Genomic DNA, 13,790 nt, shown 5'->3' with positions numbered 1-13,790 from the left:
CTTGAGTGAGGCACACTATAAAGAATCTTCTAAATCAAGAACAAAAAAACATACTTAAAAGCTTAAAGGGTGAAACTTTCGATCTATTAATTAATGAAGCTGGAGAGTTTGCATTAAGTGTTTTGATTGAAGCACCAAATAGAGATATCATTATCAAAAACATACCCACGGAAGCATCAGATGGGGATGAATATCCTAAGTTAGTAATTGAACAAGCTGTGACCGGCATTAAAATAATTGACGAAAATGCAGAATTACTAATAATTGCACATGATTCATTAGCAGGATTACTAAAATCGCATAAAATTAATGATGACAAATCAGTTGACGAGCTATTAGAGGATTATTGGTCCATGAAAACAGATCATGTTAACTCCCTAACTAGGAAAGAAATAACTATAAACTAAACTACAACCTTGATTGGCTTCATGCCTTTCAAGGTTCTTTTGTTCATGTTATCTTATTTTTAAAAAAGTAGTGACAAAGTGATCAAGTCGTGGCCCTGTATTAGTTCCTAACTACCACTACATTTGTTACGATTGAGACGGCTGCTGAGGAAAGCAGAACATACAGCTACGACGCCAACGGCAACCGCCAGAACATGGACAGTGGCAAAATCCTTGGCATGAAGAACGCCGATTACAAATAATTTTCCAAGCAAACGAGCTTAAAAAAGGTGCTAGCTCTAATGTATGGGCAGGATCATTAGAATATGATGTTCTAGACATAGAATTTTAAAAAGACCCGACGGCAAACTTGGATATGTTGTTAATCACGATTATTCCAAACCTAAGTTATTTCCATCACCGTGGTATCCAGAGGGTGGAAAATAAAAAAATATGAATCCTTGACTATTCTGAAAAGAGGTCTGTCATGAAGTATAGATTTGCAATCATTGATGATGAAAGTGGACTTGTCGTTGGTTTTTGTATGAATGTAATTGGTTTAATAGGTGAATTAACTATTGAAACGTATGAAAAAATAATTTTTGAACAATTTACATTCAATGAAGAATTTATGGAGAGTATGACATATACAAAACAATCCTTATACAATTTGCAAATTGCTATTTTAAACGATGAAGGAGAGGTGATTGGGACGTACCATTGTTATTTGCCGGAACCATTTAAAATTCAGAAACTTGATAACATGAAAAGAAAAGCGAATCTTAAACTTATGGGTTCACTTGAGACTAGGCTATCCCCTGTCGAATTAAGATTATGGAATTTATTAAGGAGAAAGCATACTCTTGGAAAAAATTTATGGAAAGATTTCTCTGAAGAAGAGAGAGTAGGATGGCTAAACGTGGTTAGAGTACACTCTATGTATAACAAATCTTCAAAGCAAGACAAGCAAGGAGAAGTCTATACTATAGATGGAGAATATGTATCTGATTTCCTAACCTTTTTTATAGCATTGGGTGAAGCGATCAACGAACCTGGGGGCTACTATGGATTTAATTTATCTAGTTTAAAGGACTGTCTGTGTGGAGGTTTTGGAGCATTAGCTCCTTTCACAATCAACTGGAGAAACCCGCACTACTTTTTGAAAAACTATCAGGAAAATACAGATTAAGCAGGGATTGGTTATGCTTTCTCATCTGAGCAATATTTTATGGATTTATTAGAGATTTTGGCCTCAGGTCGTGTTACTGTGAATTTTTCTTTAAATTGAAGTAGAAGAAAGAAATATTAGGTAGTGATTGGGGGCAATCGCCGCCTTTTATATGGATCAGTATATTTGAAATAGTAATTGGAACAAAATTAAGGGACCATCTTGAAAATAAGATGACCCGTCGAGTTTAATTCTATTCGATTTTAAAATCTTCGTATTTTGTGGCTAATCATAAGAATAGTGAATAAAAATGCCATTACATTTAATCCTGCAGTACCTTCACTAGGTAAATATGGTTTAAGTGATGAGAACTATACTGCAAGAGCAACGAATTATGTAGTTAAGGACGAAATTTTGAATAAGACTTTAGGTGAAGTAGGCACTGGAACAACGGTTTACTTACCTACGCAGTATAAAATTAAGTGGTGGCACTCTGATGCATATAAGGCTTGGCAAATGGTCAGAAATCATAAAATGGGTTCAGTAAAAAATGCTTTAAAGGAGGCGGGATATAAATGAAAATGAAAAAAACATTGTTATTGATAAGCATTCCGTTGTTATTGGTATTTGCAATCATAGTGTATATTGCTTTACCTTGGCTTCTAATATTAATAGGGATTCAATTAGAGCCCAATCCTCCACGCCCTGAAATAACATATGGGAAATTTCCATTTCGTTTGGAATATGAAATTAATGGGCAACGAAAGGTTATTAAAGATACGTTAATATGCGAATATGATGGCATTGGTTCAGATGAAGGTCGCGGCAAATATCGCAAGTGGAAGGAAAGATTAGCTAGTGGAAATGAAAGAATAACGTTACTAAAAGTCGATGACACAAAGGAAATATACTATAGTCCAGGAAATGCAAATTACTATATGGGTGATTTGGACGATCCTGGAGAGTATGAGCATTACTTTCCTGATGCTCTGTTTATTGAAAGAGACAGTATAGGAGCTAATACTGGGATAATCCTCGCAGATGAATTACTTGATAAATACCATATTAAATTGATAAGTTGGGATTATACTCCACCAATCAAGAATAATTTTCCTGCAACCAAAAAATAAGAAAAGATGAAAATTTTCGTTTTTCGAGAAGAGGTATTATTAAAAGACAAACGAGGCTAATTCTCGCTTATTCTAGCAATAAGCAGTTGTCAACGAGTCTTTATGTCATAATCAAAGCTGCAAAGGATAACTGCCCGAGCAACTTAAAACAAACTTTTAAAGCACTTGAAAACCTTTATGGTGATTTCAGGTGCTTTTTTGCGTCCCCGTATAATTCTATAAGTCTTGTAACACTTGGCTTGACAATCCGCCATATGTAAAAAATAATGAAAACATAGGCAGGGGGGAGCAAATGATTAAAATGCCTGTTTGGTTCAAAATAATATGGATGGTACCTATTTTTGTGAATATCGCAGCCTTAATCTGGTTTATTTTAGGATCAACTGGAGGATTTCAGCGAGGACAAGATTTAATAGAGACAGTGATATTAATAGTATGCGGAATTCCATCCATTATCATTTTGTTGATATCTCTAACGTATATCAAGCAAGGATGGGCACCATTTAGCAGAATGAAATATATAGTATCGGTGCTACTGATGGCAACATTACTCTTTTTTTCTTATCAGTTGGTGGAGGGTACTCCTACTCGAGGATGGTTATATGATAATGTTGATAGTGATCCTGTCCGATTAACATCAGATCAAAAATATGAATACCGTATAGATTTAATTAATCCTTTCCAGAGGAATAGCAGGGAACAATTGCATTTGAAAAATATTTCAACAGGAGTAGAAAAGAATATCCCTATTTTAATTAGAAGAGAAAATAGTGGTTATTCAGGTGGTGAAGGAGATAATTGGGCTTGGGGAATTTTAAAACCAACAAAAGTACCAAATCAATACGAGTTGTCTACATTGGAAGAAGGGATTGTGGGAGATTACAATATGGATCCCAGAGTTTTTCTAATCGATGTAAAAGCGGGTACTACGCAGATAATAAAGTAGGACTTTAAATCATGTGACCACAATGCGATATAGTTTCGTATTGTGGTTTTTCTTAAGACTATGAGTCCTTCATTGCGGGTAAGTTCTTTTAGTCTGGTACTTACTTCATGTGTTGTAAAGTATTCGGCATGAAAAACGCCGCTTACACGCATGATTCCAGCCGTCTGACGAAGGTGTAACGTCGAAGATCACGTACGTTTATGTGTATGATTTGTCTGGCCAGCTATGGACCAGTCAAGACAACAGGATTGGTAAAAGCAGCTCAACAAATGGGCAAGAATCCAGTAATTCAAAAAGAGTCAGATGAGCTTGTGGCTAAATTCCTTAAGGGGAATGTTAATCCGGGAATTGGAACGAAAAATTTAACAAGAGATATTAATTACTTAAGGGGGAAAGAAGGAGCAAGAGTATTTTTCAAAATGAATAATGGTCAAATGACCATCTTGGCTAAGGCTAATAAGGCTAACGAACAAACAGTTATTAATATTTTATACAAAGTTTACGGTAAATGAGGAGGTCCAAATGAGAATAAAAAAAATTGTTTATCCAACCCCACTTTCTCAGATAGAAGATATTGAGAATGATAATATAGATGTATTTATTGAACTTGAAGATGAGGCTAATATTTCTATGGTTGTATGTACTCCAAAAAATCTAATCAGTTATATGGCCAGAGAGAATATTAATTTTATTCCTGCATCGCCACCAGATATTATTGTGAAGTCATTAACAGAAGAAAATATTGAACAGGCAATTAACAATTATGCTCAAGAAGATGCTTTTTGGCTTAAGCTGTTTTTTGTAGCTGGTATTGATAAAACGGTCATAGATTTGGATAGAATTGATTTGTTTCTAAAAGAAATTAAAAGAATGAATCAGGAACTCTTGAGCGATTAAAATTAATAGTATTGAAGCTCGATACAAAATCCCAAGATTGCTATTTTTCTAGGAGAGATTGTAAAAGTAATCATAGTGGGTTGGAATGGGGAGCTGTTTTTAAACCCATGTCATATGTTAGCGTTGGTTTGACTAAGGGAACAGATATGGATGTGATCTTGATCGTAACGAATAAAATGTATCTGGTTTAAGATGGAGTAACGTAATCCTAATGCTTTATTTAATATTATCATACAAGGGAAGAGTTTATTTGAAATTGCTAATAGGAAGGGATTGCCGACGGTCTAATTAAATTGAGTAGAAGATATTCAAAAAAGTATTTTGAATATTATATAAAGAACAGAGAGCCGTAAGCATGTTAACGGCTCTCTTCGTCGTCTTCTGGCAAGTATTCGATTAGTTCACCAGGGAGTACGCCAAGGGTTCTACAAAGTGTATTCAAGGTTGGAAAGTCAATTCGGGCGTTTGCGTTGGAGGCCAAAGCTTTAACCGTATTTCGATTAATTCCCGTAATAGAAACAATATCTTTTTGTTCGAGTCCACGATCCTTCATAATTTTATCAAGAGAAAATCTAATCACAACAATTCCTCCAAAAGTAATCAAGTAAACTAGTTGACATGTATAGGATAGAAGTGTATATTTGTAAATAAGTAATCTAGTTAACAAGAGTATAAGTAAACTAAGTTGATGCCTTCATAGTATCAAAATGTTTTAAAATTAGCAACAGTCACTATGTTGCTAATCTTAAACAATTAATGCGTGAGGAGGGGTTAAATAAACGGAAGGGATCTAGTCTGCATCATCCTCTACATACTCGATTACATCTTGAACATGGCAGTCTAGAGCTTTACAAATTTTATCTAGCGTATCAAATTTCACACCGTCTGTTTCTTCATTGTAAAGTTTAGTAATTCCGTTTCTATGTAACCCAGTCATGCGGGAAAGCTCGGCAATATTTACTCGTTTTTCACCCATAATACGGGAAAGATGAATCTTTATCATATTTTCCTCCAGCCGAATGCACTCTATAGTGTTCAAAATTGATATCAAAGTATTGACAATACACATCACTGGATGTATATTGGGATTAACAAAAGTAACATTGTAGTGTGCTTTTAATTTACTGAAATATGCTTTATAAACGTTATGGTAATATGCTCATCGTATCAAAACATTTTAAAATTAGCAATAAATATTGCACAGACATCTAACAGCTATCAATAGAAGAAGGGACAGATAAATGCCATAAATAATAATGCTTACAACTTCGATTAATATTCTCCTGAAAAAAATAAGCTAACGAATGGAGCGGGTATTTATGCTGGAATCGGTAATGGGATTGGAACGGGTATCCATGGTTCAGGGGCCGTATGATTCACCTTATATGTATGAAATATGTGAAGGGGTTCTTTATGACCGTCAATATTTCTTTTACCTTGAAAATGGCATACTGTGTCTGCGCCACGTGAAGAAGGTGAAGCAATCATATCATACGCATCTTTATCTGGATGGAGAGAGCGGAGGTTTGCAACTGGCAGAGGGAATACAAGGGGAGGTTATGCAAGTTGTCACGGAGATCATCGAACGCTTACGCGCTAAGGATGGACTGACATTTTTATTCGATGAACTGCTGTGGTTACATGGTAGAGGACCTATTGAATTGAACCTTTTTAATAAGAAGGATAAAGTGACTCTAAATGGAAGAAAACTTGCTACGAAATAAATGATCTTATGCTCATATCATGGAACTTACCGAATAGAAAAAAAGCTTATGATTGGAGTAAATCCAAAATCACCTTCCAAACTTGCAGATCATAATGTAGCCACGGCTGGCCAGGAGATTGCCCAAATACACATAACCCGGATCGGAATATTCTGTTGCATTATGATTGCCATGAACAGTAAAGACCAGAGGAAATAGCCTTTTGCCCACAGGGTATCATACTCTTCCGTTCAGCGGCATACGGTCCGGGACGAACCCAAACGTGCTTGAGCGCAGTCCCGACCAGCTCGCAACGAACGCGATCCATCCACCACTGGAATGACAAGCGAATCTTCCCGGTTAAATTCCGGTCTGTAATTATCTGTACTGCCGTGGATGCGATCTGGACTGCGCCCGGGCGGGCCAATAACAACTTAAAGAGATCATTTCTTACATCAATACCGTTGCATGTATTCAACCAATGAGGTAGCATATGTAGACATTCTTCGCTCTTGCACAAACGAAGAATTATTTTTTTAGGAAAAGAGGATACGAATGCCTACGATATTAGTTGCTGACGACGATGCGAACATTCGCGAACTCGTCTGTTTATTTTTGCGCAACGACGGATTTGCAACGGCCGAAGCCGCTGACGGCAAGGAAGCACTGGCCATCTATGCCTCCACGCCTGTCGATTTGGTCATCCTTGATATTATGATGCCGGTCATGGACGGCTGGGCGTTATGCAAGGAACTTCGAAGAGCCAATCCAGATCTTCCGTTACTTATGCTGACTGCAAGAAGCGAAACCTGGGAGAAAGTGCAAGGATTCCAGCTCGGGACAGATGACTATTTGACCAAGCCATTCGATCCGCTCGAGTTGATGGCTCGCGTCAAGACACTGTTGAAACGATACCGTATGGGCTCCACGCAGACCATCCGGTTAGGCAACGTCATTCTGGACCGGCAGACTTATAAGGTCCTGAGAGGTACGGAGTCGCTCACCTTGCCGCTCAAGGAGTTCGAATTACTGTATAAACTCGCTGGAATACCGGGACAAGTCTATACGCGGGAGCAATTGATCGATCAAGTTTGGGGGATCAATTATGCTGGTGATGATCGAACGATAGACGTGCATATTAAACGCCTGCGCGAACGTTTCGCGGCTACCTCCGATTTTCGTATCGAAACGGTACGCGGACTTGGCTACCGGCTTGAGGTACAGGAATGATCAGTTCCTTATATACACGCGTAGTCCTGACCTTTCTGGTCTCCGTGATCGGGGGCACGATCATTGCTTTTTTTGCGGCAACCTGGATATTTCAAGATAAATTAAACGAAAACCTGCAAGTTACCTTACTTGATTTTGGCCAGGACATCGTCCGCATCTACGAAACATTGCCATTACATGAAGCAGAGTTGTTTATAAGTAAAATGAAGCAACTCAATTCCTATCACATTCGAATCTATGAAACAACGGATCAGTTCCAATCCTACGGAGAGCTTACAGGACACGATGCTTTCCCTGTGACTATGGAACAAGTGAAGAAAGTACTGGATGGAGGAAGGGTTCAAGTCAATGGGTTCGATACGATCTTCTTGGGGTTGCCGTTAAAAACTGAAATGGGGACCAGAGCAATGTTTGTAGAGCCGATCATTCCCTCTTCCACCTCATTTCTCATCCAGTTTGTTGTAACTTTTTTGACCTATTCGTTGATAGCAGGAAGCTTATTGATTCTAGTTGCGGCTATGTTCCTAGTGAGACCGATCAAAAAGCTGACCGAAGCGACCCGGCGTATAGCTGCGGGAGATTTCAACGTCAAGCTTAATATTAAACAAAAGGGTGAGCTAGGTACTTTGGCTCGCAGCTTCGAAGAAATGATGCACGATCTACAGCAGCTTGAGCAGATGCGCAGGGAATTCGTGACAAACGTGTCCCATGAAGTTCAGTCTCCGCTCACTTCCATTTCCGGTTATGCTATAGCGCTCAAGCAGGTAGACCTCCCGGATCACGAACGAAGCCGTTATCTCGATATTATCATCACTGAAGCTGCGCGAATGTCCAAAATGAGTGATAGTCTGCTAAAGCTGAGTTTTCTTGACTCGCAGTCACCGCAGATGCGGCTCGTCACGCTCAGTCTGGATGAACAGATCAGACGAGTAATCGTCGCTATTCAACCCCAATGGTCAGCTCGCAACATTCAGTTCGAGCTTGATTTGCAGCCCGTTAAAATCACGGCCGATCATGACCAGTTAAATCAGGTATGGACCAATATCCTCGGCAATAGCATCAAATTTTCCAAGGATGGCGGTAGGATTGACGTCAGCATCAAACAGGATATCAAGAACGTGACGGTCCGCATATCCGATTCGGGCATTGGTATTCTCCCGGAGGACCAAAAGCGTATATTTGATCGCTTTTTTAAAGCCGATCGTTCCCACAGCCGGAAATATGACGGCAGCGGTATGGGACTGGCCATTGTAAAGCAGATCGTATCGCTTCATCAAGGGGACATCCGGGTCGAGAGCGAATACGGACGAGGAACGACCTTCATTGTCATCTTGCCAATCACAACACCAGCAGGGTGATTAGATTCATACCTTCTCAAGGCTAGGCCACCATGTGAAAACTTCCTTGCATGTGACGGCGTAGCTTTTTTTGCCTGTTCATATTCCGTTCATATTGTCGTCATTAGGGGGACATCTTGGTTGGCTATGCTGTCTTTAGCGCTCTCGTTAAGGTAGCCCAACATATAGATGAAGACAGGAGTAGATGCGAGAGTGAAACCAAGAGAGGTAACTTACGGCAGCAAGCAGCTTATACGCCAGTGAGGAATACGTAACCCCCTCTATTCAGGCACACAATCTTCAACTACGATCCCAGCGGGCGGCTATGCCAAATGGTTTTCAGTGCCAGCCGCGGCCGGTTCCAAGTTTGTCATTTCATTAAAAAATAAACAGGAAAGGGCTTAAATCATGAAAAAACTACTTGTGATTATGCTTAAATCCATAGGCGTATTAGTTGCAGCCATAGGACTCTTTATTGCGATTGTTTTTGTAGTCAATATAATCAGCAGTAAATCGGAGCAAGCAAAAATAATCCCCTACGGGCAGTCTGTACTTGTCGACGGTAAAAATATGAATGTTACGATTCAAGGAAAAGGCAAAGAAACGGTCGTGCTATTACCTGGTTTTGGAACGGCAGCACCCGCTCTGGATTATAAGCCGTTAGTGGATGAGCTGTCCCCATTTTACAGAGTCGTCGTAATTGAGCCTTTTGGTTATGGACTAAGTGATGTTACCGAAAAAGAACGTACCCTCGATAACATAGTAAGTGAAATTCACGAATCTTTACAAAGTCTTCATATTGACCGCTATATTCTCATGGCCCACTCCATTTCAGGCATTTACGGACTGGATTATGTGAACAAATATGAAAACGAAGTTAGTGCATTTGTTGGGATCGATAGCAGCGTTCCAACGCAAGGCGGTACAGATGATCCATTCCCGGCAGAAACGTATAAACTGCTCAAAAAATCAGGTTTCTCCCGATTGTTAATGAAACTGGCCCCTGACCAACTGGTTACACCGACCGTTGATGATCAAACAAGAGAACAAATTAGAATTCTTACGCTCAAAAACATGTTTAATCTCAACATCCTAAGTGAAGGCGAACATTTATTTCCTAATTTTAAAGCTGCTCAAAAGTTGACCTTCCCAACGAACCTTCCGGTTATTTTCTTTTTACAAGCGAATGATACCGAAACGGAAGGCTGGATACCTCTTCATGAGGAGCAAATAAAAAACTCTGTACATGGAAAAGTGATGACATTTGAAGGCGGGCACTATTTGCACCATACCCGGTCTAAAGAAATAGTGGAAAATTTCAGGAAATTTATGAATGAAAAAAATCTATAAAAAACGGATATAGAAAATTCCAAAGATGATTAGGCAACATTGAATCACTTGCAAACCATATGAAACGGAACGCCCTTTTGGGCGCACTCGTAGCTGGGACAGGTAGTTGCGAATGCTGGCAAGTTCGGGTACGATATCGGTATGAGACATTGCGATTTCTCTTTTGTTTAAAAAAGTTGTTGTGGTGACTACTTTTTAACATAAGGAAAGCACTTTGTCTCTATTCTTTTTTATTTTACAGTTTACTGGAAGTGATTTTGCTCATTTATATGAGAAAATAATCCCTTTACAGGATTTTATGTCCAGAATATAATGGTAAATAACAGCATCGATCTACATACACTGGGTTATCGGGGTATAGCGCAGCTAGGTAGCGCGCACCCTTGGGGTGGGTGAGGTCGTGGGTTCGAATCCCGCTACTCCGATTTCAATCAAAATGTCCTGCTGATGCAGCTATTGCATCTGCGGGCGTTTTTTTTTTGAATATTACATACCCTATCGGCCTTTTTCTCTACAGGATTTTTCGTGTGCTGTTTTTGACGAGCTAGTCGTATGCAACGAATGTATGTACTTGTGGAGCATTTGAGGGGTAAGCCACCTCTACACTGGATATGGAGGCAGAAGTGGCAATTCAATTAATTTGCCTATAAAGATTCCTGAATGGCTTTAGAAGAAGTGCCGTAATCAGCATAACGGGGGAGCACAATAGTGTAGTATATTCCTACAATAACGGTACAGACCCCAACTAATAAAAACAAGACTTCAATTGAAATAAATGAAGGAAAGCTTACAGCAATGAAACCCAATGTAAGAGATTGGGACAGCATCATTAACGGATTAATTAAACCTTGCACACGTCCCATCATTTGAGGATCTACAATACAAGGCAGCCATCCTCCTATGCCGATATTAATGAACGGAAGTACCAGTGCAATGGCGAAGTCGATAATCAAAAAAACATAAAGGTCATTAACAAATCCAAGTATGCATATACCAATTCCGGCGACCAGAACTCCCGCTGCAATCATTTGGTGTAGCTTTAGCTTGGCGGAGATAAGAGAAGCGATTAAGGTGCCAAGCAACACACCTGATCCAAAAATAATACTTGTCCATACCATATACTGCTCATAGTTGTCTGGAGCTAGCTTATATTTAAGAACAAACATCGGTAAAACGCTAAATCCCCCATTTAAAATACCGAACATAAAAAAGCCTGAAACCAACCAAATCAATAGTCTGTTGTGTAATATGTAAAGAAACCCTTGTTTAAAGTCGTGCATGACCAGTTTGAATTTTAATTGCTTAAATTGATGTGCCCCGTTCGGAAGGCGTACTTCCTTTTGAATTTTGCAGGAACGAATAAGCAATGCAGAAACAATAAAAGAAACAGCATCAATTAGGATGGCTCCAGTAATTCCAAAATGCCAGTAAACGACGGCCCCCAGAGTTGCTCCAAATAACATGAAAAGACTCCCTATCATTTGATTGAGGCCTGCTGCAATGGTGTAATCATCTTTGCTTAAGATTCCCTGTATAAGGGCACTTTCGGCTGGGAAAAAAAACTTGGAAGCAGCACTACGGATGAAGAGGAAGGCAAATATCAGAGGAATAGAATCAACCCAAATAAAAATGAGCAAACATAAGGATAATAAAGCGCTGATCCAGTCACAATTAACAGCGATTTTTTGTCGGTCCATCCGATCTGCAAGTACTCCAACTATGAGAAATACTGCCAGCATCGGGAGCGAATACATTAACTCGGCAAGCGTTGCATAGTATGGCTGATTCGTAAACCGTTTCAACAAATAAAACATGAATGCAGTAACCCCAATAATTCCTCCCAATTGTGAGGCGAACGTTGCCAGAAAAAGCCTGACATAATTCTTGTTTCTGAGTATTTGTTTTAATCCAGTCACAGTTCCATCCCTTTCGCTTTCAAAGCGGTTTTTAGATGCCTAATTAAAATAATAGTGAAAAGTAGGAATATTGTACAGAAAAGTGACTTTAATGTCATAATAAAATTTGAGTTTGTTGGCGTAGTGTGAGGAGCAACATAAACGAAATAACCAGCCGCCGGTTGATATCCGACGACTGGCTGTTTAACTTGCCAGATGTTTTGACTCCTGATTCACAAATGGGGGGGGGAGTTCCCAATCTTAATTAAGCTAAATCCTCGCCATTTGTAGCGATTACTTTTTTATACCAGTCAAAGCTTTTCTTCTTTTTGCGGTTGAGGGTTCCGTGACCTTCGTCATCCTGATCCACATAAATAAATCCGTAGCGTTTGGACATTTCTGAAGTGGATGCACTGATGATATCAATCGCTCCCCAACTGGTGTAGCCCATCACTTCAACGCCATCCAGAATGGCTTCTTTTAATTGTCCAATATGTTGTCTGAAATAATCAATACGGTAATCATCTATAATGGAGCCGTCTTCTTCAATCGTATCCTTGGCCCCTAATCCGTTTTCCACCACAAATAATGGCAATTGATAGCGATCATAAAGTTCTTTCAAAACCGTTCTCAAGCCGATCGGGTCCAACTGCCAGCCCCATTCTGTCACCTTCAGATTTGGGTTTTTAACTGTACTGTACAGGTTACCTCCTGTAGATCCATATTTCTCCGGCGTAGTAGTGGAGATAAGGGATGTATAATAGCTGAAGGAAATAAAGTCGACCGTATTTTTTTTCAAAATTTGATCGTCCTCTGCTTCTTTTACAATATGAATCTGATGCTCCTCAAAATAGCGCTTAATGATTGGCGGGTAGCTGCCGCGGGCCTGAACATCGGTGTGCAGCAAATTCATCTGGTTGTCGAACTGAGCTTGCTGTACATCCTCGGGGCTGCTCGTAGCAGGATAATGGATCATTCTGGCTAACATACAGCCAATTTGAAACACGGGGTTAATCTCACGTGCTCTTTTCGTTACTAGACTGCTGGCAACGAACTGATGATGTAATGCCTGATAGGACGCTTGCAGTAGGTTAACTTCTTTGTCACCGACAATTCCGCCGCCTGTGAACGGTTCAATGATCGTTGTATTGATTTCATTAAAGGTCAGCCAGTATTTTACTTTATCCTGATATCGGTTCATAACGGTCTCTGCATACTTTACAAAGAACGAAATGACTTTTCTGTTTGCCCAACCGCCATAATTCAATACCAGCGTCATCGGCATTTCATAATGGGATAGCGTTACCAGAGGCTCAATACCGTATTTGCGTAGCTCATCGAAAACATTGTCATAGAATTGTAGGCCAGCCTCATTTGGCTCATGGTCGTCTCCATTAGGGAAAATGCGGCTCCAGTTAATGGAGAGACGGAATGTTTTGAAGCCCATCTCGGCAAACAATGCAATATCTTCTCTATAATGATGATAAAAATCAATTCCATAACGCTTTGGATAACCCTCGGCTGATTTGGTTTTCATGGCCTCTGCAATCGTTTCGCTGGATACGTGCATGAGGGCGCTTAGGTTGGCATAGTCTTTTTTCTTATAATAAGGAACCATATCTGCGGTAGACAAGCCTTTGCCATCTGCGTCAAATGCCCCCTCTGCTTGATTGGCGGCGATAGCACCTCCCCATAGGAAATGCTCTGGGAATACTTGTGTTTTACTCATGAGTGTATGCTCCTTTATC

The 13,790-nt window shown here is 39.7% G+C and carries 15 protein-coding genes and 1 tRNA gene; 12 read left to right on the top strand and 4 right to left on the bottom strand.

Features of this window, described 5'->3' with window-relative positions:
- Positions 1–5: 5 nt before the first annotated feature.
- The 7 genes from KQI_RS0123245 (at position 6) to KQI_RS0123215 (ending at position 4,527) form a co-directional block, all read left to right on the top strand.
- Complete coding sequence (locus KQI_RS0123245; RefSeq protein ID WP_010349278.1) at positions 6–407, top strand: hypothetical protein; 402 nt, start codon at positions 6–8, stop codon at positions 405–407.
- Positions 408–873: 466 nt separating this feature from the next.
- Positions 874–1,575 (top strand): barstar family protein, encoded by a 702-nt coding sequence (locus KQI_RS27260; protein WP_010349277.1) that lies wholly within the window; start codon positions 874–876, stop codon positions 1,573–1,575.
- Between the two features lie 279 nt (positions 1,576–1,854).
- Positions 1,855–2,133: a hypothetical protein gene (locus KQI_RS0123235; protein WP_010349276.1), complete on the top strand. Its 279-nt coding sequence runs from the start codon at positions 1,855–1,857 to the stop codon at positions 2,131–2,133.
- Positions 2,130–2,684 carry a hypothetical protein gene (locus tag KQI_RS0123230; RefSeq protein WP_010349275.1) on the top strand — a complete coding sequence of 185 codons (555 nt, stop codon included), beginning with the start codon at positions 2,130–2,132 and terminating at the stop codon, positions 2,682–2,684. The genes KQI_RS0123235 and KQI_RS0123230 overlap by 4 nt, the downstream gene beginning before the upstream one ends.
- A 292-nt stretch (positions 2,685–2,976) precedes the next feature.
- Complete coding sequence (locus tag KQI_RS0123225) at positions 2,977–3,630, top strand: hypothetical protein (protein WP_010349274.1); 654 nt, start codon at positions 2,977–2,979, stop codon at positions 3,628–3,630.
- A gap of 269 nt (positions 3,631–3,899) precedes the next feature.
- Positions 3,900–4,142, top strand: coding sequence for a hypothetical protein (locus KQI_RS0123220; RefSeq protein WP_197536405.1), 243 nt, complete (start codon positions 3,900–3,902; stop codon positions 4,140–4,142).
- Between the two features lie 10 nt (positions 4,143–4,152).
- The gene (locus tag KQI_RS0123215; RefSeq protein WP_010349272.1) at positions 4,153–4,527 is read left to right on the top strand and encodes a hypothetical protein; all 375 of its coding nucleotides are present in this window, start codon (positions 4,153–4,155) and stop codon (positions 4,525–4,527) included.
- A gap of 358 nt (positions 4,528–4,885) precedes the next feature.
- On the opposite strand, the gene KQI_RS0123210 is transcribed toward KQI_RS0123215, so the two are convergent.
- Both KQI_RS0123210 and KQI_RS0123205 read right to left on the bottom strand, forming a co-directional pair.
- Positions 4,886–5,107 carry a helix-turn-helix domain-containing protein gene (locus tag KQI_RS0123210; protein WP_010349271.1) on the bottom strand — a complete coding sequence of 74 codons (222 nt, stop codon included), beginning with the start codon at positions 5,105–5,107 and terminating at the stop codon, positions 4,886–4,888.
- A 210-nt stretch (positions 5,108–5,317) separates the two neighbouring features.
- Positions 5,318–5,530 carry a helix-turn-helix domain-containing protein gene (locus KQI_RS0123205; protein WP_010349270.1) on the bottom strand — a complete coding sequence of 71 codons (213 nt, stop codon included), beginning with the start codon at positions 5,528–5,530 and terminating at the stop codon, positions 5,318–5,320.
- A 316-nt stretch (positions 5,531–5,846) separates the two neighbouring features.
- Here KQI_RS0123205 and KQI_RS0123200 point away from each other — a divergent pair, with 316 nt between their 5' ends.
- The 5 genes from KQI_RS0123200 (at position 5,847) to KQI_RS0123175 (ending at position 10,572) form a co-directional block, all read left to right on the top strand.
- Positions 5,847–6,251, top strand: coding sequence for a hypothetical protein (locus KQI_RS0123200; RefSeq protein WP_010349269.1), 405 nt, complete (start codon positions 5,847–5,849; stop codon positions 6,249–6,251).
- A gap of 534 nt (positions 6,252–6,785) precedes the next feature.
- Entirely contained in the window at positions 6,786–7,460 is a 675-nt protein-coding gene (locus tag KQI_RS0123190) for a response regulator transcription factor (RefSeq protein WP_010349267.1), read from the top strand.
- Entirely contained in the window at positions 7,457–8,818 is a 1,362-nt protein-coding gene (locus KQI_RS0123185; protein ID WP_010349266.1) for a sensor histidine kinase, read from the top strand. Before KQI_RS0123190 ends, KQI_RS0123185 begins: the two co-directional genes overlap by 4 nt.
- 387 nt (positions 8,819–9,205) lie before the next feature.
- The gene (locus KQI_RS0123180; RefSeq protein ID WP_010349265.1) at positions 9,206–10,147 is read left to right on the top strand and encodes an alpha/beta hydrolase; all 942 of its coding nucleotides are present in this window, start codon (positions 9,206–9,208) and stop codon (positions 10,145–10,147) included.
- 351 nt (positions 10,148–10,498) lie between these two features.
- Positions 10,499–10,572: transfer RNA gene (locus tag KQI_RS0123175), tRNA-Pro, on the top strand.
- A gap of 219 nt (positions 10,573–10,791) precedes the next feature.
- On the opposite strand, the gene KQI_RS0123170 is transcribed toward KQI_RS0123175, so the two are convergent.
- Together KQI_RS0123170 and KQI_RS0123165 are read right to left on the bottom strand one after the other, a co-directional pair.
- Complete coding sequence (locus KQI_RS0123170; protein ID WP_010349264.1) at positions 10,792–12,063, bottom strand: MFS transporter; 1,272 nt, start codon at positions 12,061–12,063, stop codon at positions 10,792–10,794.
- Positions 12,064–12,307: 244 nt separating this feature from the next.
- Positions 12,308–13,771, bottom strand: a complete 1,464-nt coding sequence (locus tag KQI_RS0123165; RefSeq protein ID WP_010349263.1) for a glycoside hydrolase family 1 protein — start codon at positions 13,769–13,771, stop codon at positions 12,308–12,310.
- Between the last annotated feature and the right edge of the window lie 19 nt (positions 13,772–13,790).

It is taken from the genome of Paenibacillus peoriae KCTC 3763 (assembly GCF_000236805.1).
Lineage (GTDB): Bacteria > Bacillota > Bacilli > Paenibacillales > Paenibacillaceae > Paenibacillus > Paenibacillus peoriae.
This window is presented reverse-complemented; position numbering and strand designations above follow the sequence as displayed.